The following is a 21,671-nucleotide window of genomic DNA, read 5'->3' as shown; positions in this document are numbered from 1 at the left end:
CGCCGCTCGTTCCACAAGTTCACACCCCGAAGGGTGATCCCTCGCTTCCCGCGCTCGACTTGCATGTATTAGGCACGCCGCCAGCGTTCGTCCTGAGCCAAGATCAAACTCTCCAAAAAAGTTTGAATAGAAATCGACACCAATCGATTCTATCAATTGTCTTAGCTTTTCAGAAGTGTTACCTTCTGATTTTAGTTTAAGAAAAACAGTCATGTTTCTCTTGACATACTGGTTGTTTTGTTCAGTTTTCAAGGAGCAAATTTCTTGTCGCTCTCAATTCGGCGACTTAATTAATGTAACACGTTGATTCGTTAATGTCAACTCTTTTTTTATTTGCTTTTTGTAGCAAATGGGCCTGAGTGGACTCGAACCACCGACCTCACGCTTATCAGGCGTGCGCTCTAACCAGCTGAGCTACAGGCCCACAATAAATAATTGAATTGGAGCGGGTGAAGGGAATCGAACCCTCATCATCAGCTTGGAAGGCTGAGGTTTTACCACTAAACTACACCCGCATGATATAAGATGTTTTATTTAACTTTACTTTCGACTTTAAAAATGCTGTTCTAAAATATTTGATCTTATTTAATAATGACTAATGCATTGGGTAACTCGCACATAATTCGTCAGAAATATCGCTCGTTACTAAAACACAGATACATTCAATATAAGAAATTCTATTTAATATCGTATTACTAATAAACAATTTCGATGGTCGGGAAGACAGGATTCGAACCTGCGACCCCTTGGTCCCAAACCAAGTGCTCTACCAAGCTGAGCTACTTCCCGAAGTAATGGCGCGCCCGAGAGGAGTCGAACCCCTAACCTTCTGATCCGTAGTCAGACACTCTATCCAATTGAGCTACGAGCGCTTTAAAAGCAACATTTTTAAATGTAACATACAGGATTTACTTTTGCAAGTAATTTATTTAGTGCGGCCGAGAGGACTTGAACCTCCACAGGGTCGCCCCCACTAGGCCCTCAACCTAGCGCGTCTGCCATTCCGCCACGACCGCATAGATTTTAATGTTAACCTAACTATTAGAAAAATAATTCACTGTAGTAATCCACAGCATTTTTTTAATGCGGGTGAAGGGAATCGAACCCCCACATCCGAAGATACTAGATCCTAAGTCTAGCGCGTCTGCCAGTTCCGCCACACCCGCTTGCTTACTATTTTATTGGTGAGCCATGGAGGATTCGAACCTCCGACCCTCTGATTAAAAGTCAGATGCTCTACCGACTGAGCTAATGGCTCATGCTGTTTAAGTTTACTTGCTATATAAAAGGGATTGTTTCATTAGAGAGCATTCATCTTGGATGCTCGTTGTTTTGTAATTGATTTCGGTATGTCGGTAACTCACTCTACCGATCGAAGTAACGGTCTACTCTATTATATTCATTATCAAAAATATTCGACATAATCTTTGAACAATCTCATGGAAATAAAAAAATGGCTGGGCTACTAGGATTCGAACCTAGGATACACGGGATCAAAACCCGATGCCTTACCGCTTGGCTATAGCCCAACAAATGGCGGTCCGGACGGGACTCGAACCCGCGACCTCCTGCGTGACAGGCAGGCATTCTAACCAACTGAACTACCGGACCCAACCTATTTTATTTTTAAAGAAAGATGACCCGTACGGGATTCGAACCCGTGTTACCGCCGTGAAAGGGCGGTGTCTTAACCGCTTGACCAACGGGCCATTAAAAAATGGCGGAGAAGGAGGGATTTGAACCCTCGCGCCGCTTACACGACCTATACCCTTAGCAGGGGCACCTCTTCAGCCACTTGAGTACTTCTCCATTTGGCTCCACAGGTAGGATTCGAACCTACGACCGATCGGTTAACAGCCGATTGCTCTACCACTGAGCTACTGTGGAATAATCTAATATAAATTCTTCTGAGTTCTTAAAGGTAATATAATCTAACATGTTGTGCTCGTCGTGTTGCAAGTGATTTCGGTGGTGTTAGCACTCCTCGCAAGCCTACACATAGAAGTTTGTTCAATGATGCTTGCGGCCAGCTACTGTGGAATAATCTAATATAAGTTATTCAAGGTAATTCAATCTAACATATTGCACTTGTTGTATTCTAAGTAATTTCGAAGCTCATCTACTGTACATTCGATCAGCACATCAGAAATAATGGCAACGAGAAATATATTACAGTAAATTCAATTTGTTGTCAATTACTTTTTACGAAATTTTAATTATTCATTTCCGTGAATTTATTAGCTTATTTAATTTAACATGGATGACATATTTCGTCAATGGGATTCGATAAAAACTTTAGATCCCCTATAATACCTTCTGACTTTCCGCCAACTTACCCCCGCATTTGCCACATCTATACTTCTTCAAATGTACTCTGCGCTTTCTTTTATACTCCTGATCACATTTTTTGCATACATATATATGTTTATAATCACTCACCTGAGATGGTAATGGTCTGCAATACCTTGGAGATCCCGTTTTTCTTAATAGTTCCCTAAAATCCTTATCACCATGTTTATAACCTTTTCCTTCTATATGAAGATGATAGTGACATAGTTCGTGTTTAATAATCCCTATAAATTCATTCCAATCCATTTCGTTTACATATTTGGGATTTAATTCAATTCTTCTCTTCACAGGGATATACCTGCCACCCGTCGTTCGTAAACGATGATTGAAATTAACATCATGTTTAAATGGCTTATTGAAAAAATCCAATGAAAGTTCATTCACTAATTTATATAGTTCTTCTTCAATTAAAGGATCCATTTGAAAAATCTTCCTTATCATTAACATTATATTCAACATTACTTTATCATATTTTCTACATTTAATTCCATTAACTATGATTTTAACTTAGTAGTAAGCAATATTAATTACTAATTACGAGGGAAATAGATTATTATTATTATTATTTTAATAGATAGTACTTCACATGATATTTCTTAAATCTTCATCAGACATGTCTTCGTTTATCAATTAATAATTACAAATGAGAAAAAATGCCTTTAAATTACCTTCTATATAATAGTTAAAAAAATAAAACACTTTTACTATATCTAATATAAGGAAGTCTCTTAATTATTTCAGACTCTATTCTTATGCAAATAACCTTGTAATTCCAGCTATCAAACTAGTATTATTATAATCAATATGATATTATATTAATTGTATTTAATAAACTTGGAGGGATATATTTATGAGTGAAAAGGAAAATCAAAATAAAAAGAAATTAACCACTGCATTTGGTGCTCCAGTACCGAACGACAAGGATTCAATGACAGCTGGCCCCAGAGGTCCGTTATTAATGCAGGATTTTTGGTTCCTTGAAAAAATGGCGCACTTCGATAGAGAAGTTATCCCTGAGCGTCGTATGCATGCTAAAGGGTCTGGTGCATTTGGTACGTTTACCGTAACAAATGACATCACTAAATATACAAGAGCTGCTATTTTTTCTGAAGTAGGAAAGAAAACAGAGATGTTTGTTCGTCATTCTACAGTTGCCGGTGAACGTGGTGCAGCAGACGCAGAACGTGATATCCGTGGTTTTGCATTAAAATTCTATACAGAAGAAGGTAACTGGGACCTGGTTGGTAACAATACACCTGTATTCTTCATGAGAGACCCTAAAAAGTTCCCTGACTTAAACCACGCAGTTAAACGTGACCCTCGTACAAATATGCGCAGTGCGCAAAATAACTGGGATTTCTGGACAGGTCTTCCTGAAGCACTACATCAAGTGACCGTCGTTATGAGTGACCGCGGTATTCCAAAGAGTTATCGTCACATGCATGGATTTGGAAGCCATACGTACAGCATGATTAATGCAGATAATGAACGAGTATGGGTTAAATTCCACATGCGTACACAACAAGGCATCGAAAACCTGACTGACCAGGAAGCAGAAGACATTGTAGGTGCAGATCGCGAAAGTCATCAAAGAGATCTATATGACGCAATTGAACGTGGTGACAATCCAAAATGGAAAATGTACATTCAAGTAATGACTGAAGAACAGGCTAGAAACAGCAAAGACAATCCATTTGATTTAACAAAAGTTTGGCCTAAAGGTGACTACCCACTGATCGAAGTTGGTGAATACGAACTTAACCGAAATCCAGAAAATTACTTTGCAGATGTTGAGCAAGCAGCATTCGCTCCAACTAATATTGTACCTGGAATTGGTTTCTCACCAGATAAGATGCTACAAGGACGTCTATTCTCTTATGGAGATGCACAGCGCTACCGTTTAGGTGTTAACCACTGGCAAGTTCCAGTTAACTACCCGAAAAACGCAAAAAATTTCCATCCATATCATAGAGATGGTGCAATGCGCGTTGATGGCAACCAAGGTGGTTTAACACACTATGAGCCAAACAGCTATGGTGAGCTTCAAGATCAGCCGGAATACCAGGAACCATCTCTAGGAATTACAGGAGATGCTGATTACTGGAACTTCCGTGAAGATGATAATAATTATTTTGAACAACCAGGAAAGTTATTCCGACTGCAAACCCCTGATGCCCAACAAAGACTATTTGAAAATACAGCTCGTAATATGAGAGGTACTACAAAAGAAGTACAGCTTAGACATATCGCTCATTGCTATAAAGCAGATCCTGCTTATGGTGAAGGTGTAGCGAAAGCACTTGGTATTTCTGTAAGTGAAGCAGAAGTTGCAGCAGGTAAAGTAGAATAATTTAAAACACAAAAGACTGTCCAAATGGGCAGTCTTTTTATTAGGCTTATTTAGAGTTCCTTCAGCCTATATCGCCTTTTATCCGGTCTAATTTGAGTTTTATTCAGTCTAATTCACATCATATTCATGTGATCATTTTATCAGCGCAAACAAATAAAGCAGGGGTCTCCAATTAGCTTAACGGGTTCAGTTATAGGGGAGAAAAAGGTTAATAGCAGTAGAATTAATACACCAATTAGCGTACATCTTGACAACAAATTAACAGTACAAATAACAAGCAAAAAAGCTCAGATATAAATCTGGGCTTTTTAAATGGTATAAATTACTTTTTTTATTCAACAATTGGGCGATTAAAGAAGATGTTCTATTAAGAATTAATTTATTTGTATTTTTTAGCAATGAAGTATTCAACGAAAGGGTATGTTATCATCGCAAAACCTAACACAAGCAATAAAAACAGATTAACTGTACCATTCACAAATTTATCAGCAAATACAGCCACCATTATAGTGAATAATAAAATAGTGTAACTTATTTTAGAACTTTTCTCCATTATTCTTTGTCCAAGTTCATCCCCTTGATATAAGCCGTTTTTCTCTTCTTTGTTCCCCCAAGTAATTGTAGATATAAACATTAATACAAATGTTCCCAATGATAAAACATCAAACACATCAACGTTTTTATCTGAAGATATTTTGTAAATTATATTTGCTATCATTATAAGAGCAGCAACACCAAACACACGCATTAGATTACGCCTTTTTATCATCTTTTTCCCCTCCTTCATTTAAAAATAAATAGTCCACTTTTACACCTAATGTTGTTGCGATATCAAAGGCTAATTGTAAACTTGGGTCATATTTATTATTTTCAATAGCGTTGATTGTCTGTCTACTTACATTACATAAATCTGCCAACCTTCCTTGGGAAAGACTTTTCTTTTCTCGATATTCTCTAATTTTATTTTGCATATGAATTCCACCTTCAAATAGATGTAAAACATCTTTTACACCCTCATCATAAAATAAAATGGAATGACTGTCAAATACTTTTTACAGTCATTCCATTTTATTAAATATATTTTCTCTTAAAGTACCGCTATCTTAAATAAATTATATCTGTTAAATGATAATTCCTAATCGTTGTGCTGGTGTTTTTACTGTTTTCTTTTTTCCTCCCTTAGAATAGCTCTCGTATACTCCGATAATTCCCAACTCACCTTTTCAGCATTCTTATTTTTAGGTTCTATAAACTTCATCGTCATCACCTTCCTGTTATAATTATCACCCTAAATTACAAAGGAAATAACAACCAATTTAACAATGATTTTAGTACATAAGTTAACAGGAGAACATAAATTTATGTTCTCCTGTTAATTGCTATGTTAATTTATATGATTTTCAGCATATAATATGATATAAAGATTATCAGAACAATAAAATTAGGGATACTAAATCATATGTGATTTCTATCCCCAAATAGCGTATTATTTTGTATTTTCTCCACGGTAACTGAACCCGTTACAATTAGCTGCCCCTGCTTTTACCTATTAAGTATAAAAATCCATCCTGCACTACACTACTTTTCACTTTTAACCATCGATAATGCAATCCTGCCTTTGTTTACATCAATTTGTTCCACCCAAACAGTGACAACATCACCTACTGATGCAATATCCATTGGATGCTTCACAAATTTATTAGCCATTTTCGAAATATGGACCAAACCATCCTGTTTAACTCCGATATCAACAAAGACACCAAAATCCACTACATTTCTTACGGTTCCCTGCATTTCCATACCAGGCTTTAAATCTTCCATCGATAAAACGTTTTGCTTGAGTAATGGCTGCGGAAAATCATCACGCGGATCGCGTTCAGGGCGGCTTAATGCACTCATAATATCGATTAATGTCGGCTCCCCAATTTCCAGGCTTGCTGCGATTTCCTTTTTGTCTAATGTATTTATTTTTTCACGCAGTTTTTCCGACCCTATATCTGAAAGTCCACACTCAAGCATTTTCAGAAGCTTTTCTGTATGTGCATAGCTTTCCGGATGTATTGGTGTGCGATCCAATGGATGGTCTCCATCAATAATTCGCAAGAAACCAACCCCCTGTTCATAAGTCTTTGCACCAAGCCGTGGTATTTTCTTCAATTGTTTGCGATTGGTGAATTTACCTTCTTCATTTCGTTTGCCAACAATATTATTGGCAACTGTTTTACTTAATCCGGCTACATGTTGCAAAAGGGAAGATGATGCTGTGTTCACATTGACACCCACCTGGTTAACTGCTGTTTCAACAACAAAGGAAAGTGATTCATTTAATGCCCTTTGACTAACATCATGCTGATATTGACCAACACCAATAGATTTCGGATCAATTTTCACAAGTTCAGCCAGCGGGTCTTGTACTCTCCGGGCAATCGAGGCTGCACTTCTCTCCTCTACTTGCAGATCCGGGAATTCTTCACGAGCCAATTTTGATGCAGAATACACACTCGCACCAGCTTCATTTACAATAATATAAGGAATATCCAATGAATTATTTGTGATTACATCTGAAATAAACTGCTCGGTTTCCCGTGAAGCTGTTCCATTACCGATAGCGATTAGTTCCACATTATATTTGTTGATAAATTGCATTGTTATTTTTTCTGCACCAACGGTATCATTTTTTGGTGCTGTTGGGTACATCACACCAACATGATGAACTTTTCCCGTTTCATCAACTATTGCCAATTTGCAGCCTGTACGAAAAGCCGGGTCAACACCTAAAATGGTTTTTCCCTTCAATGGTGGCTGAAGTAACAAGTTCTTAAGATTTTCGGAAAATACATCAATTGCCTGTTCTTCAGCTTTTTCTGTCAGACTGCTGCGGATTTCACGTTCTATAGATGGTTGTATTAAACGTTTGTAGCTGTCATCAATAGCATTTTGTATAATTTCAATCAATGTTTCATTTGCACTTTTCTTGATAATATGAAGGCGTAAAAAATCCACTATTCTTTCAATCGGCGGTTCAATCGTAACTTTAAGCACATCTTCTTTTTCCCCACGGTTTAAAGCCAGAATACGATGTGACACCATTGACCTTACCGCTTCACTATAGTCATAATACATTTCATATACGCCTTTTTCATCTTTATCAGCATGCTTCACTTCAGATTGAATTGTACCCCGTTTAAATGTTTCTTCACGTATATATTCACGATATTCCGGTGCATCGGAAATCCATTCCGCAATAATATCATTAACTCCGGCTAATACATCTTCAATGGTATGTAATTTATGCTCTTCAGAGAAATACTTTTCAGCTTCCATGTTAATAGCAGTTGTTTCCTGTTGCCAGATTAATTCAGCGAGTGGTTCCAGCCCTTTCTCCTTCGCGATGGTTGCTTTTGTTCGGCGTTTTTGTTTATAGGGTCTGTATAAATCTTCCACCCGCTGTAATTGTCCAGCTTTTTTAATTTCATTTTCCAGTTCTTCTGTTAGTTTTCCCTGTTCATCAATGATTCGAAGCACTTCTTGTTTTCTTTCCGATAAATTAAGTGCATAATTCCATTTATCCTGCACCAGCTTAATCTGGACTTCATCCAACCCACCGGTAACTTCCTTACGATAACGCGCAATAAACGGAACCGTATTGCCTTCATCCAATAAAGCAATTACCTTTTCAACAGTACTTTTATTTACTTGGGCTTCTTTAGAGACCCATTGGTTTATTTCCTGGTTTAATTCAATAGCCACACTATTTCCTCCTCTACATACCTTTCTATTTTACCAAAAAAAGCTTCGTTTTCCTAATAGCTCAAAAATAATTGGACTGGCACTCATGCACCAGTCCAATTATTCTTTATATCTCATAACAATTAATGTCGTATCATCTTCTCTAAGATTATCGCTTGTATTTTCATAGGTTTTTATAATTGTATCTACATCATTGTTCATTAAAAAACCCTGTGATAACTCGCGATCAGAAACACCATCCGAAAACATAATAAAGTTAGTCTCTGGTTCAAGCTTTTCCTGAACCACTTTAAACGGTCTGTGATATCCGGCTAAATACCCTGCATTTGGTATATTCCGCTTCTTTTTCCGATCCTTTGTTACTCTCATAACACCAATATTTCCAATCGAGGAAAAAGAGTACATATGTGATTTGAAATCTAATTTTAAAATACCAAGAACTACGCCGCGTTTTCCAAATAACTTTTCATTACATTTTTTCACGAGCTGCTCCACGGTCGTATATATATTACTTTTTATAATATCGATCACAATCCGGGATGATTCCATTGCATATTCACCACTGCCAAGTCCATCAGCTATTGCACACACAAACTCATTTTCTGTTTCTGTATAAAAGTAGCTGTCCCCACAATAATAATTTCCTTTTTTTGCTTTTTGGAAAGCTGATACGTCTACTTTTTTCTGCGTACTCAATCAAATACCTCCGTGCTATCAGATTGAATTGCCTCTCTAAGCTTTCTTAGAGAGCGACGTTGCAGCCTTGACACATGCATTTGTGAAATACCCAGCAGTTCTCCGGTCTCCTTTTGACTCATATTATCAAAATAGGTACACTGCAGTATTTGCTGTTCTCTTTCCGAAAGTACAGGGAGAATTTTTTCAAGCATCATTTTTTGATCGATGTTATCATAGCCACCATCATCTTTTCCCACCAAATCCAATATAGCAACAGTACTTCCATCTGAATCTGCCTCAATTTTCCTATCCACTGAAAGTGCCTTATAACTTTTACCCATTTCCATCGTTTCTAATATATCTTCTTCAGAAACGTCCAGATAATCTGCTATTTCCTTTACTGTCGGGGATTTTTGATTCATTATGGTTAATTCATCCAAAGCCTTTTTTATCTTTGGTCCAAGTTCTTTAATTCTACGCGGTACATGGACACTCCACGTTTTATCTCGAATAAATCGCTTGATTTCACCAATAATGGTGGGAATAGCGAAGGATTCAAAGGATTTACCAAATGTAGCATCATACCTTCTAACTGCAGCTAATAATCCAATCATACCTACTTGCACCAAGTCTTCGTGGATCACACTATTTCTTGAGTATTTCCTTGCAAGTGATTCCACTAGATCTTTATAAGTAAGAACAATTTTCTCTTGCACTACCTCATCAGTCGGCTCTTTTTGCAGGAATTCAATCCACTGGTAAACCTCATCTCTTCCGCTATTGTGTGGTTGAGATTTGGTCGTCATCAAAGCCCACCTCTGTTTCATTCAGGTACTTCGTCATGAGAACTATTACGCCGAAGTTATTATTTATTTGAACCTTATCCATTAAAGCATTGATTAAAAAGAGGCCAAAACCACCTTCTCTTAAGTTTTCAACAGATTCATTACTTTTATATGGTCCAATCCCATTTTTTATTTCATTTAAATTAAAGCTGCCGCCATGATCAGCTACCATGACCTCCAGCCGATTTTCGTATACGCCAAAACCAATGGTTACTTCGCCTTTATCATCTTCATGATAGGCATGGGTCACTGCATTAGTTATTGCTTCTGATATAGCTACCTTTAAATCTTCAATATCCTCATAGGTAAAACCCATTCTATTTGCAATTCCGGAAATACTTAGGCGTGCTACCCCTACATATTCCGCTTTTGCCGGAAACTTCATTTCAATAAAATCAAAATTTGTCATTATTCATTTCCACCTCGAATCGCAGCGTTTATCTCGATAATGTTATCCAGTCCCGTAATTTTAAACAGCCTTAAAACGCGATCCTGCAGGTTCGCTAATTTCATTTGACTATCATTTTCCTTTGTGGATTTTAAAGCACTGATAAAAATACCTAATCCTGTACTGTCCATATAATTAACTTCTTCCAGATTAACCTCCACTAAATGACCACTATGTTTGGTCAAGGGAAGTATAGCTTCTTTTAATTTTGGTGCCGTATATGCATCAATCTCACCGGAAAGATTAACGATCGACTTCCTATTCTCATCGACGATATCAATTACTAAATTCATATTATTCCTCCTATAGCCACATTTGATCTATATTATCCCTATATTTCCGTCGGTACGATTAAATAAAATTAGTCACACTTTCCTCATACATTACCCTTTATTATTTTTGATTAAACTCTTTTTCGTAAAATCATTAATGTGAAATCATCTCTTAGTTGAAAATTTTGCAGCCGTTCAAAGTGTTTATATACTTGATTGACCATTTCCTGTGCTGGTAGATCCGCATATTTTTTTATTACATCCAGAACTTCCTCGCTTTCAATAAAGCGATCTCCATCTCTGCACTCTGTTACGCCATCTGTTAACAAAATAACCATATCATCCTTGTTAATTTTCAATTCATATTGGTTATATTCGGTATTAGGAGAGACACCCAGCACAAGGCCACGCGACTTTATCTCTTCGAACGTATTATTTTCAGCATTGTAATAAAAGCCAGGCTCATGTCCTGCCGATGAATAGTGAAGCTTGCTTTCTGAGGGTATATACTGTGCGTAGAACATCGTAATAAACATGCTGGGGTCCACATTTTTTTCCACAACGCGATTGAGATTCTTTAATATGTTTCTTGGGCTCATTGATTCTTCCGGATAGCTGTCCATCGAATATTTAATCATTGACATACATAATGCCGCAGGAATCCCTTTTCCAATAACATCTGCTATAGCTATTCCAAGTGTACCATCTTTCCCTTTAACAAAATGGTGGTAATCTCCATTCATTTGATTTGCAGGAACACTTAATACCCCGATATCCAATCCTTCTATTTCCGGCTTTGTCGTTCCAAGTAATGTATCCTGCATACTGGCAGCAACAGATATCTCTGATTTCAGTGCATATTGTTCCTCTCTTAACTTTTGATATTCCTGATGTGCGAGACCATAGGAAATCATTGCCTCCAATAAAAAATCCATGGAGTGCTGAAAGTCTTCTAAAAGATTGGGATATAACTCAGATAATGCCTGGATATGTAAATTCACAATTTCTTCTGGAAGGATATTATTTTTAATGAAGTTTTTACTTACTTGTTCAATCTGGTATAATGATTTTTCATCCTGTGTCTTAATATAATGTTGCATTAAATCTTTATAGGTTGCTGCATCTAGATTTATAAGGTTAGCCATCCAATTATCCCCCTGTTCAAAAATAATCTCGTATTTAATTGTTGTGCTCTATGACACAACATTATCTCTTTTAATTTCCCGTTTTAAAGGTAGTCGACTGTATTCGCCGCAATCTCTGGAAATACTTAGTCCTGTAGTACTTTCTGATTTGCATGAGCTAAACTAACATCAGTGGAAGCCACTGCATGTTAGTTTAGTTGTTTTATCTAAGCCATTTAACAGCTTTTATTTTGGTTCCCTTACCTTCTTCAGACTTCAAATCAAACTCGTCCATCAAGCGTTTCACCCCAGGAAGACCAGCACCCAGCCCTCCGGATGTTGTATAGCCATCCTGCATGACCTGGCTGATATCTTCAATTCCGGGACCTGTGTCAATAGCAGTCATACATATACCTTGCTGTTGCATATTTTCAATTACCTCAAAGCAGATCTGTCCACTATCGGCATATAAGTATATATTACGAGCTAACTCTGATATCGCTGTTGCTATCCGTGCCTGATCAACCGTACCAAAACCGAGTTTTTTTGCCATATCACGGCCTACTTGTCTGGCACCAACGATATCCCACTCTTTATTAATATTCACACAGGATTGAGGTTTCATGGCTAGACCCCCAATTCCTGATGAAGTTTGATCAGTCCTTGTTCCAAATCAAGAGCTGTTGGGACATTTTTCATATGAATACCAAGATCAATCAGCGTCATTGCCACTGCCGGTTGAATTCCGGTCAGAACTACTTTCGCTCCCATTAAATCTGACATTGTTACTACATCACCCAGTACCTTTGCAATAAACGAATCAATAATATCTACAGATGTTAGATCAATCACTACACCTGTTGAACCACTTTTATGAATTTTATCAAGTAAATCTTCTTGAAATTGAATGGCAGTATTATCATCCATTTCTGTTTGAATAGAGATTAATAAATAATGATGTAATTTCAAAATAGGTATTCTCAAGTTTGATCACTCCCCTTGTAATGAATCGATCATCTTCTCAATACTTGCCTCTTTACTTTCAAGATCAACAACTTTGCGGTTGGTGATCTCAAGAGCACTTGTAAACCCTTTTTTCAATGAGCTTTTTGTCGGGAATTTCCCCAGATCGATACCCAGATTTACAATGGTTTGAGCTATTTCCGGACGGATACCAACAAGAATGCAGGTAGATCCAATTAAACGCACTGCTTCAGCAGCCTGGATAATATGGTGCGCAACCATTGTATCAACAACTGGAACACCTGTAATATCCATTAAAACAACCTCTGAATTATGTTTAATCACACCTTCAAGCAGATTTTCCATAATTAATTTTGCTCGTTCTGTGTCAATTGTTCCGATTAATGGCATGATCGTAATCTTATCCATCACAGGAATAAGAGGTGCAGATAATTCCTGCAGAGCTACCCGCTGCAAGGAAACGATATGCTCCCAGCTTCCTGAATACTCGTTAACCAGTTGACGGATCAGCGGCTCCACCCATAAATCCACACTTTTTAATATATTGGAAAAGTGATTGGAGTCCACCTTCTCTGACTGCGTGAGTATATAGTCTGCGGTAACTCTTCTGAAAACCTGCAAACCATCTGTGATATAGCTTAAGGGCCATCCAAGATTAATAATCTTTTCTGAGAATACTTCCACAGAATTTGATGTGCCCCGATTTGTAATACTTGAGAAAATAACATTTACAAACTCTCTATTTGTGCTTTCAAATAATTCATCAGAAATAGTCGCCGTGTAATTGATATTCTTTAATGAATTGACTTCCTCCATCCACATTTGAACAATCGTATCACTGTTTTCAATCACTATTTTTTTAAATTTCTCATCCATGGTTTACCTCCATTGATAGTTATATAATTATGAATATTGTTACATGTAAACAACTTTTCTGCAAATAATATAGTCAAATTTTAGGTAGCGTATTTTTTCAATTATATCATAAACATAATTAAACAAAAAAACATACACTAATGAAGGTAGTGTTCCAATGTTTGGGCAGGAAAAAAGTCCAAACAAAAAATACTCCTGTATTTATTAACAAGAGTATTACTTAATGATCATACATATCTTTAAGTCCGAGACTTATTTCTAATGCCTGATCTATTTTTTTCATCATTTCTTTATCTAGCTTGGTAATTTTATCTGTTAGTCGTTGCTTATCCAGCGTACGGATCTGTTCCAGCAAAATAACAGAATTCCGATCAAACCCATAACGTTTTGCGTTAATTTCTACATGTGTTGGCAATTTAGCCTTTTGTATCTGAGCTGTTATCGCCGCTACAATAACCGTTGGGCTAAACCGATTTCCAATATCATTTTGCAGGATCAATACCGGGCGTACGCCTCCCTGCTCTGATCCGACGACAGGGGATAAGTCAGCGAAATATACTTCGCCTCTTTGAACGATCAAATTATTACACCCCGATCACAGAGCGCTCTAAGGTGTTTTCAGCCTCCTCTTCGGCTTGAAAAGCTTCTGATGCGATTGTTAGATTAATGCGGCCCATTTCTTCGTATCCTCTTTGCATTGTTTCACGAAATTGCTGTATATGCTCATCTTTTTTATGCTGCAAATAGTTCCTGGTTGCCTGACATATGAAATCACTTAAGTCACTATTTTCATATTTCATTAATCCATCCACCTCATTTAATAGGTTTTTTGGTAATTTTACTAAGATCTCCTGCAAGCTCTCTGACAAAACCATGCACCTCCGCCAACTGTTGAACGAACAATATGAAATTCATTATAATAATATCATTGAATCCACACGTTTGCAAAGGGTTCTCCATATTTTTTTATAAAAAATATGCTTTTTGTCGTTTATTCTCATTTTTTTGGGGTATATAAATATAATGTCCTAGATATTGCATTTTAAAAACTTTCTTATTTATGCGTAGAATATTTTCCAATTCATTATAGTTTGAGTCAATCTCCCACCTGCAAATTAACCATCCACTCCAGTTAAATATATGCTTGGTTTTTCATTTAATGCTAATAAAAAAGCAGACCCCCTCTCTGTACGTGAGCCTGCTTGCCACTTTTTCATTTACTTCACTTCTTGACCCTGGACTGATTGGGCTACCTGAATTAATTCTTCCCTCGTTAATTCATCACTGGCTAATACGAAATCAACGCCATCAAGACTCCACTCAATCTTATTTTCCGAAAGTGCTGCTACTGTAGACCCAAGATTCACGATATCCCCATTCACTTCTTTTGGCATGGACAAGGTTGGTAGAACTTCAGCAGTTTCTTCAACCAGTGTAAAATTCTTTTCACCGGTAAACGTGAGAATAACACGCTTTCCACTTTCAAGATCTACTTCTTTTTTTGCGGTTAATTCAGCACCAGCCATATACTCCGGTAAAAAGACTGTGAGCGAAGATTGATCTGCAGGCTCCCCTGATACCGGGGTATCGATCGTCGCACTTGCCATATTTTTCTCCATGGTAAAATCATCTTTTTCAAACGTTGGATCCGTATTAAAGTCTGAGAATTTCACCTCAACCAAAGCTTTTCTATCTTTATCAAGTACTTTTACAAGAGTAGGTGTAAATGTTTTTTTATCAAAGTGAATCTCCTGAAATGGCAGATTGTTATTACTTTGGTAATTTGTCTTTGTTTTAAAGATATACTCAGAATCAGTTGCCTCAAATTCTGCTTCCGTATCTTTTAAAACATCATTTACAAGTGATTGATAAAGGTATGGCTGACTGCTGTTATCCGGCCATTCTGTTTGAAACTTAAAACTCTTATTCAAAGCGGGTGTTAAGACAAACACACCATCTTCATTTTTCAAAATAACCTGGCTACCTTTTTCGTCCTGGTTGTTTTCCAATGCAACCCGGTAAAAATTATCTTTCTTATGCCAAATATCTATATTAAACTTTTGCTCTTCCTGCCCTGTATTCATTGCCATTTCTGCTTTAGCTTTATAACCATCCATATCCTCTAGATTTTCCTGAAGTTTCTCAACAACATCCTCCTGGGACTTTTCGCCACATGCAGATAAAACTAAAATAGAACCTAAAACAATTGCTCCCCAAATACCTAACATTTTTTTCATGGACATATCTCCCTTGTCTCAGTTCAAAACAAAGGGAACTTTATCCCGCAATTATCAAGAAAATGTACGATATACACTTGAAATACCATCAATTACATGCCATTAAATCATAAATAGGAATGTTTTTTCCCAAACTAATAGATCTGCTGACTTTCCATGAATAAAACAAACGTTACATAAAGCCTGGAAAATACCTTTTGCTTGCCGAAACTGTTGCTAAAACAATGCCTGTAAGCACATCCGAAACGAACACCTCCTCTTGCACTACGGTAGGGTGAGTCCCCATATTTTCAGGAAAAAAATTCATGGAAAAGGGCTTCACTGGTAGTTTTCCCACTCGAAATAACTTGTACGACAATTACGCCTGTGTGCGTTGTTTAATAATGTCCTCCGTGCAATAACGAAACCATCCCACACATTGTTCAGAAGTTTAAAGACACAGAACCTAATTCGTTTTATCCAGACTATCTTCTATTTTTACATTAATGGCTCTGCCTGCATTTCCCTTTATTAGCCTGCCGCCGACCCCTATTTCATGCATAATGAAATGATCGATATCGTACATTTCTTTTGCGGTGACAATATACAATTTGTTCCCTCCTACCCGCACTAAAATATATGAGACAACCTTGGCAAATATGCTTAAATACAAGGTCTTAAGTTTTTGCTTCAATGATAACCTGGGCAGTAGCATAATCTCTTGAATGCGTGATGGAAACAAATATATTCTCAACCTCAAAACCTATTGCCTTTATTTCCGGAGCGCCTTTTTCATTAGCAAATACCTCAATATGCTGAAAGCTTAATTTTCCAATTCCCGTTCCTGTAGCTTTCGCAAATGCTTCCTTTGCAGCAAACCTTCCTGCAAGAAATTCTACTTTTCTATGGTCATTTTGCAGTTTATTAAATACTTCTCTTTCCTTTTGTGTTAAAATTCGATCAACAAACCTCTTATTTTTCTCCAAACTGTCTTTAATACGATCAAGCTCTATTAAATCGATTCCTATGCCTTTTATCATAAGCCCTTACCCTTCTCTTCATAAGATTAATATCATTGCAATACATATAGATAGTTTAGTACGCTAATAATGGTCATACGATCATAAATTGCTTATTATAATAATAATAATACCCGAATTTCAGGGGAGGTTCATGTAATTTAAATAGATTAAAAACTAATTTGCTGGGGGATTCAAATGTTTATTCGTAATGAAAGAAGCCTGAAGGAGTTTATCCAGTTTTACCCAATAGTTTCAAGTTTAGTTATTATACATTTATTTTTATGGCTGATTATCAATTTTTTGCAGTTGCCATTTGGTTTAGAATTATACCAGTGGGGGGTTGGAATTAACCTTTTAACCCATAATGGGGAGTACTGGAGATTAATCACATCCATTTTTCTCCATGGTGATTTAATGCATGCATTATTTAATTCATTTGCACTCGTTTTATTTGGGCCTGCTTTAGAGCAGATGCTTGGTAGGTTTAAATTCATTATTGCTTACTTTGGAGCAGGAATAGCAGGTAATATTGCGACATATGCCTTTGAACCCACAGCTTTTTATATGCACCTAGGTGCCTCGGGAGCTATATTCGGTTTATTTGGTATTTATGTATTCATGATCGCTTTCAGGAAATCTTTAATTGACCAGGCTAATTCTCAGATTGTCATGACTATTTTTATAATTGGTTTGATCATGACATTCCTACGGTCAAACATCAACATATCTGCACATATCTTTGGCTTTTTCGGTGGTTTTATTATTGCACCACTGGTATTAAGCAATGTACGTCCTTTTTCACCCTGGAGAAACCGGCGTTATCGTGATGATGATTCCATTCAATTTGATCCCAACCGCTGGAAGAAAAGACGTATCCCTTCCAAACTAAAGAAGAATATATTTTGGATTATATTAGGAATTCTGGTTGTTCTGGGATTGCTGAGCCGATTTTAAAAAACCTGGTCACCTGACCAGGTTTTTTTATTTTCGATAAGAATACCAGTCAGAGAGTAAGTCAACATCTCTTTCTTCCATGTCTTTTACCGTATAATGTTTCCCGCCTAATCCTGCAATTATTGACAGTTTCATTGTTGCAAGTTCTTGTGCTTTTTGAATTTTATGCTGTTTTTTCTCAAATGCCTGTATGCGCTTATGATAAATGATCATCGTCATTTTACTGACGGTACGGTAACTTAACAATAATCGTTTACCCTCGACATCATACCCGGCATCTTTAAATCGCAGAAAACCTAAAAACAATGCACCAATAAAAAATACAATAGGGATCCAAATGAATGGCGGTAAAAAGTACAATACTGCAGCAAACATTAAAGTTATTGGCAGTGTGGCGCGAAGTAGATAAAATTTCAATGCCCGTTTAGGTAAAGGATTTAGCTCCTCCGGCTGTTTTGCATAATCAGGCAAAAGTTCCTGCAGGAAGTCCTCAACTTCATCGGCCTTCATAATTGGGAATAATACCGTTGAAAACTCTTCACCTTTATCCATAGACCCACCGGCAACCTCAGCAAATACAGTAACATATCCCAATGGCTGTCTAATCAAACTCTCTTGAATTCCTACAGCTTGAATTCTTCTTAAGGGTATCGTTAACTGCTTTTTCTCAAGTAACCCCCTGGTAATAAATAACTCATCCTTATTTCTTGTTATCGTAAAATTCCCGTATTTAATCATGGTTCCGGCAATACCAAACAACCATAAAAGAATCAGAACCACTATACTTAAACCAATGATAAAAAACAGACTTAAGCCGATAATCCACTCTACTGTATTATCATAAAACCGATTCGGGATGAATTGTTCCAGCTCTGAGAAAACAAAAGCAAATAGAGCAAGTATTATTCCAATACTACCTGAGGTGGAGCCTGCCAGAAATAGTCGCTTGAATGAAATTTTATAACTTGGTTCCTCATCAACCAGCTGTTCCTCAACGTCATTCAGAGGAGTTCTTTCCTTTTTTAACTCATTCCTTAATCGTTCTCCTTCTGCAAGTTTCACTGCTGTCAATGAAGCCTCCGAACTCATACCACTTCCGGCAGTTTCAATTTTTACTTTTACAAGATTAAATATTCGATGGATGACACCAGCTGTTAGATCAATGGACTGAATACGATTGATGGAAATAAACCGCTTCTTTCTGATAAATATTCCATATTCAACCCGAAGCTCGTCCGCTTCTATTCTATAAGTATAACGGTACCATGATGCGACACTATAAATAATCAGTAAAATCACTAAAACTGAAGAGATTAAAATAAAGTAAAAAAATGATTCATCCCTAAAGGTAATAAAACCAAGAATAATAGCAAAAAGGGCTTCCTTGATAACTTTTATAAAATTAAACAGAATCGCTGCAGGATGCAGACGCTCCCCGTTAGACATCATCTTCATCCACCCTTGCCAGCATCGAAATCCGGTCACGCAGCTCCGAAGCATCTTCCTCCAGCAGTGCAGGTATTTCATGAGTTGTAGCTGCAGTTGAAATGGTAACACTGGCCAACTGGTATTTCTTTAAAACAGGCCCCTGCTTTGTATCAACATGCTGTACACGTATCATTGGTACCAATGTTCTTGAAACAATCATGATACTATGCTGTATGTATATCTCCTGTTCAAAAACTTCATAGCGCCATCTTCTAAAGCGGAGTTTAGGAATCAAAAACACAAACAAATATGTGCATACACCACTAATTGCTGCAGCAATTGCCGCATACCAATAAGAGTATTCAAAAATAGAAGAGATTATTGCAAGCGCAATGGTTAATAGCCAAAATACCCCAACAACAATGGCAGCCGTTATTTTCCAGGCTTTTATTGCATCAGGAGCAATCGTATTAATTGGTGGTTGTCTCATAGGTTTTCCTCGCTTCCTTATGTTATTTCTAGTATGTACTACGGTTAATGTAATATAAAGTTCCATTAATAATTCTATTATAGCTTGTAACCGTCGATATTTGGATTATTTTGCTGATGTTGCGGCTTTCTGGCTGATGTTTCAGAGCTCTGGCTGATGTATTTACGCTCCGGACGATATTTCCGGTCTCCGGTAGATATATTTACGCTCCGGACGATAAAATCCCTCTCCAGCAACAACCCACACCAGATAAACAAAAAAGCTCCCTATCCAAGGAGCTTTCGTAAGTTTGTTATTTGAGGTTAGTCACGGTTTCCTCTTTTTTGGAAGTTACCTTTGCGATTGCGTCCGCCCTGGTTGCGACCACCTTGATTACGTCCACCTTGACCACGCTGTCCAGAACCATAACGCTTATTGTTGGAACGACGATTATCCTTAGAACCATGTGCCTTTTTAACACTGATTGGTGCCACAGATGAAATTCTAACCGGTGTGTCTCTGCGTTCTTTTGTTAGTAATTTCAATGCTGCTGCGATTACAGTGATCGAATCATTGTCCTGCAATAATTGATTAGCTGTTTCATGATAATTTTTTAAATCTTTTTGATCAATCGCTTTTATAATGTTTTCTACTGCTACTTGCTGTTGACCTTTTTGAGCATCCTGATTGGTTGGAGGCATCAAGCGTTTCATCTTGCTCTTTGTAACTTTTTCAATTGATTTCAGATGTGCAATCTCTCTTGGTGTAATAAAGGAAATAGCTTCACCTGCTCTTCCAGCTCTTCCCGTACGGCCAATTCTGTGTACATAGCTTTCGGGATCCTGTGGAATATCGAAGTTATACACATGGGTTACACCCGAGATATCCAAACCACGTGCTGCAACGTCTGTAGCAACCAATACATCTACACGGCCGCCTTTAAATTTATTTAAAACAGACATCCGCTTACCTTGTGTTAGATCACCATGAATTCCTTCTGCACGGTACCCTCTTGCTTGTAAACCTTCCGTAATTTCGTCGACACGTTTTTTCGTCCGGCTGAATACAATCGCCAAATCCGGAGAATTAATATCCAAATGATTGTTTAGTGTATCGAATTTAAACTTTTCCGGAATTTCCACAAAATATTGATCGATATTTTCTACTGTCATTTCTTTTGCTTTTACCTTGATTTCTTTCGGATCCTTCATCAAGTTTGTAGCAATATCACGGATTTCCTTTGGCATTGTTGCTGAAAATAGCAATGTTTGTCTTTCTTCCGGAATTCCTTTTAAAATGTCACGGATATCATCGATGAATCCCATGTTCAGCATTTCATCCGCTTCATCAAGAACCGCAGTTTGAACCATATTGATGCGAATTGTTTTCCTACGCATATGATCAAGCAATCTGCCTGGTGTTGCAACTACGATGTGTGGGCCATCTTTTAATGCACGGATTTGCCTTTCCATATGCTGACCACCGTATACCGCTAATGCCCGAACACTTTTAAATTTTGCCAGTCGGTTAATTTCCTCTGCAACTTGAATTGCCAGCTCACGTGTTGGAGCTACTATCAATCCTTGGATCTTTCTTTCCTTTGGATTTATCTTTTCGATCATCGGAATTCCAAATGCTGCTGTTTTCCCTGTACCTGTCTGTGCTTGTCCAATTACGTCGTTCCCCTGCATAGCAAGAGGAATCGTCTCTGCTTGAATTGGTGTAGCTTCCTCAAATCCCATTTTCTCCAATGCTTTCATAATAGGACTGGATACACCTAGTTCATTAAATGTTGTCACTTATTCGTCTACTCCTTTTTGTTGTACAAATTTATTCAAAAGAGGCCTTTAATTTTTTTCTCATACTTTAGTCTTTAAATAGTTTTCCCTTCTATCTCGGGAGCTAA

General features: G+C 37.3%; 22 protein-coding genes, 12 tRNA genes and 1 rRNA gene. 2 read left to right on the top strand and 33 right to left on the bottom strand.

Annotation, left to right across the window (positions count from 1 at the left end; genetic code table 11):
* From CIL05_RS06455 to CIL05_RS06390, 14 genes are all read right to left on the bottom strand, one after another.
* Positions 1-119, bottom strand: a 16S ribosomal RNA gene (locus CIL05_RS06455); the annotation flags it as partial.
* Positions 120-350: 231 nt separating this feature from the next.
* A tRNA-Ile gene (locus tag CIL05_RS06450) sits at positions 351-424 on the bottom strand.
* A 17-nt stretch (positions 425-441) separates the two neighbouring features.
* Positions 442-515, bottom strand: a tRNA-Gly gene (locus tag CIL05_RS06445).
* Between the two features lie 197 nt (positions 516-712).
* A tRNA-Pro gene (locus CIL05_RS06440) sits at positions 713-789 on the bottom strand.
* Between the two features lie 6 nt (positions 790-795).
* Positions 796-872 (bottom strand) — tRNA-Arg (locus tag CIL05_RS06435).
* A 61-nt stretch (positions 873-933) separates the two neighbouring features.
* Positions 934-1,016 (bottom strand) — tRNA-Leu (locus CIL05_RS06430).
* 68 nt (positions 1,017-1,084) lie between these two features.
* A tRNA-Leu gene (locus tag CIL05_RS06425) sits at positions 1,085-1,166 on the bottom strand.
* A 16-nt stretch (positions 1,167-1,182) separates the two neighbouring features.
* Positions 1,183-1,258 (bottom strand) — tRNA-Lys (locus tag CIL05_RS06420).
* Between the two features lie 196 nt (positions 1,259-1,454).
* Positions 1,455-1,529, bottom strand: a tRNA-Gln gene (locus CIL05_RS06415).
* 5 nt (positions 1,530-1,534) lie between these two features.
* Positions 1,535-1,611, bottom strand: a tRNA-Asp gene (locus tag CIL05_RS06410).
* 26 nt (positions 1,612-1,637) lie between these two features.
* Positions 1,638-1,709 (bottom strand) — tRNA-Glu (locus CIL05_RS06405).
* A gap of 9 nt (positions 1,710-1,718) precedes the next feature.
* Positions 1,719-1,809: transfer RNA gene (locus tag CIL05_RS06400), tRNA-Ser, on the bottom strand.
* A gap of 3 nt (positions 1,810-1,812) precedes the next feature.
* Positions 1,813-1,887 (bottom strand) — tRNA-Asn (locus tag CIL05_RS06395).
* Positions 1,888-2,304: 417 nt separating this feature from the next.
* A complete protein-coding gene (locus tag CIL05_RS06390; RefSeq protein WP_095654690.1) occupies positions 2,305-2,769 on the bottom strand; it encodes a SprT family protein in 465 nt (154 codons plus the stop codon).
* Positions 2,770-3,199: 430 nt separating this feature from the next.
* Between CIL05_RS06390 and CIL05_RS06385 the strand changes: the two genes are divergently transcribed.
* The gene (locus CIL05_RS06385) at positions 3,200-4,699 is read left to right on the top strand and encodes a catalase (RefSeq protein WP_095654689.1); all 1,500 of its coding nucleotides are present in this window, start codon (positions 3,200-3,202) and stop codon (positions 4,697-4,699) included.
* Positions 4,700-5,078: 379 nt separating this feature from the next.
* On the opposite strand, the gene CIL05_RS06380 is transcribed toward CIL05_RS06385, so the two are convergent.
* The 16 genes from CIL05_RS06380 to acpS form a co-directional block, all read right to left on the bottom strand.
* Positions 5,079-5,468 (bottom strand): DUF2178 domain-containing protein, encoded by a 390-nt coding sequence (locus tag CIL05_RS06380; RefSeq protein ID WP_095654688.1) that lies wholly within the window; start codon positions 5,466-5,468, stop codon positions 5,079-5,081.
* Positions 5,452-5,730 carry a helix-turn-helix transcriptional regulator gene (locus CIL05_RS06375; protein WP_338066925.1) on the bottom strand — a complete coding sequence of 93 codons (279 nt, stop codon included), beginning with the start codon at positions 5,728-5,730 and terminating at the stop codon, positions 5,452-5,454. The genes CIL05_RS06380 and CIL05_RS06375 overlap by 17 nt, the downstream gene beginning before the upstream one ends.
* A 547-nt stretch (positions 5,731-6,277) precedes the next feature.
* A complete protein-coding gene (locus CIL05_RS06370; RefSeq protein WP_095654686.1) occupies positions 6,278-8,449 on the bottom strand; it encodes a Tex family protein in 2,172 nt (723 codons plus the stop codon).
* Between the two features lie 99 nt (positions 8,450-8,548).
* Positions 8,549-9,145 (bottom strand): SpoIIE family protein phosphatase, encoded by a 597-nt coding sequence (locus tag CIL05_RS06365; protein WP_095654685.1) that lies wholly within the window; start codon positions 9,143-9,145, stop codon positions 8,549-8,551.
* Complete coding sequence (sigB, locus tag CIL05_RS06360) at positions 9,142-9,933, bottom strand: RNA polymerase sigma factor SigB (RefSeq protein WP_095654684.1); 792 nt, start codon at positions 9,931-9,933, stop codon at positions 9,142-9,144. The genes CIL05_RS06365 and sigB overlap by 4 nt, the downstream gene beginning before the upstream one ends.
* A complete protein-coding gene (gene rsbW / locus CIL05_RS06355; RefSeq protein ID WP_095654683.1) occupies positions 9,905-10,381 on the bottom strand; it encodes an anti-sigma B factor RsbW in 477 nt (158 codons plus the stop codon). Before rsbW ends, sigB begins: the two co-directional genes overlap by 29 nt.
* Positions 10,381-10,713 (bottom strand): STAS domain-containing protein, encoded by a 333-nt coding sequence (locus CIL05_RS06350; protein WP_095654682.1) that lies wholly within the window; start codon positions 10,711-10,713, stop codon positions 10,381-10,383. The genes rsbW and CIL05_RS06350 overlap by 1 nt, the downstream gene beginning before the upstream one ends.
* Before the next feature lie 110 nt (positions 10,714-10,823).
* Entirely contained in the window at positions 10,824-11,837 is a 1,014-nt protein-coding gene (locus tag CIL05_RS06345) for a PP2C family protein-serine/threonine phosphatase (protein ID WP_095654681.1), read from the bottom strand.
* Positions 11,838-12,039: 202 nt separating this feature from the next.
* Positions 12,040-12,441: an anti-sigma regulatory factor gene (locus CIL05_RS06340; RefSeq protein ID WP_095654680.1), complete on the bottom strand. Its 402-nt coding sequence runs from the start codon at positions 12,439-12,441 to the stop codon at positions 12,040-12,042.
* Between the two features lie 2 nt (positions 12,442-12,443).
* Positions 12,444-12,800: an STAS domain-containing protein gene (locus CIL05_RS06335; protein WP_095654679.1), complete on the bottom strand. Its 357-nt coding sequence runs from the start codon at positions 12,798-12,800 to the stop codon at positions 12,444-12,446.
* A 6-nt stretch (positions 12,801-12,806) separates the two neighbouring features.
* Positions 12,807-13,676, bottom strand: coding sequence for an RsbT co-antagonist protein RsbRA (rsbRA, locus tag CIL05_RS06330; protein ID WP_095654678.1), 870 nt, complete (start codon positions 13,674-13,676; stop codon positions 12,807-12,809).
* Positions 13,677-13,896: 220 nt separating this feature from the next.
* Complete coding sequence (locus CIL05_RS06325; RefSeq protein WP_095654677.1) at positions 13,897-14,256, bottom strand: type II toxin-antitoxin system PemK/MazF family toxin; 360 nt, start codon at positions 14,254-14,256, stop codon at positions 13,897-13,899.
* A 4-nt stretch (positions 14,257-14,260) separates the two neighbouring features.
* Entirely contained in the window at positions 14,261-14,545 is a 285-nt protein-coding gene (locus tag CIL05_RS06320) for a CopG family ribbon-helix-helix protein (protein ID WP_095654676.1), read from the bottom strand.
* A gap of 348 nt (positions 14,546-14,893) precedes the next feature.
* Positions 14,894-15,913: a LolA family protein gene (locus CIL05_RS06315; RefSeq protein ID WP_095654675.1), complete on the bottom strand. Its 1,020-nt coding sequence runs from the start codon at positions 15,911-15,913 to the stop codon at positions 14,894-14,896.
* A gap of 445 nt (positions 15,914-16,358) precedes the next feature.
* Positions 16,359-16,502 (bottom strand): hypothetical protein, encoded by a 144-nt coding sequence (locus CIL05_RS22080; protein WP_165769052.1) that lies wholly within the window; start codon positions 16,500-16,502, stop codon positions 16,359-16,361.
* A 67-nt stretch (positions 16,503-16,569) separates the two neighbouring features.
* Positions 16,570-16,932, bottom strand: coding sequence for a holo-ACP synthase (gene acpS, locus CIL05_RS06310; protein WP_095654674.1), 363 nt, complete (start codon positions 16,930-16,932; stop codon positions 16,570-16,572).
* Positions 16,933-17,109: 177 nt separating this feature from the next.
* Here acpS and CIL05_RS06305 point away from each other — a divergent pair, with 177 nt between their 5' ends.
* Positions 17,110-17,868, top strand: a complete 759-nt coding sequence (locus CIL05_RS06305) for a rhomboid family intramembrane serine protease (RefSeq protein ID WP_095654673.1) — start codon at positions 17,110-17,112, stop codon at positions 17,866-17,868.
* Positions 17,869-17,895: 27 nt separating this feature from the next.
* Here CIL05_RS06305 and CIL05_RS06300 read toward each other — a convergent pair whose 3' ends face one another.
* From CIL05_RS06300 to cshA, 3 genes are all read right to left on the bottom strand, one after another.
* Positions 17,896-19,317, bottom strand: coding sequence for a PH domain-containing protein (locus CIL05_RS06300; RefSeq protein ID WP_240510130.1), 1,422 nt, complete (start codon positions 19,315-19,317; stop codon positions 17,896-17,898).
* Complete coding sequence (locus CIL05_RS06295) at positions 19,307-19,786, bottom strand: PH domain-containing protein (RefSeq protein ID WP_095654671.1); 480 nt, start codon at positions 19,784-19,786, stop codon at positions 19,307-19,309. Before CIL05_RS06295 ends, CIL05_RS06300 begins: the two co-directional genes overlap by 11 nt.
* 302 nt (positions 19,787-20,088) lie before the next feature.
* Entirely contained in the window at positions 20,089-21,564 is a 1,476-nt protein-coding gene (cshA, locus tag CIL05_RS06290; protein WP_095654670.1) for a degradosome RNA helicase CshA, read from the bottom strand.
* Positions 21,565-21,671 lie beyond the last annotated feature (107 nt).

Source organism: Virgibacillus profundi (assembly GCF_002287375.1).
Taxonomy (GTDB): domain Bacteria; phylum Bacillota; class Bacilli; order Bacillales; family Amphibacillaceae; genus Virgibacillus_K; species Virgibacillus_K profundi.
This window is presented reverse-complemented; position numbering and strand designations above follow the sequence as displayed.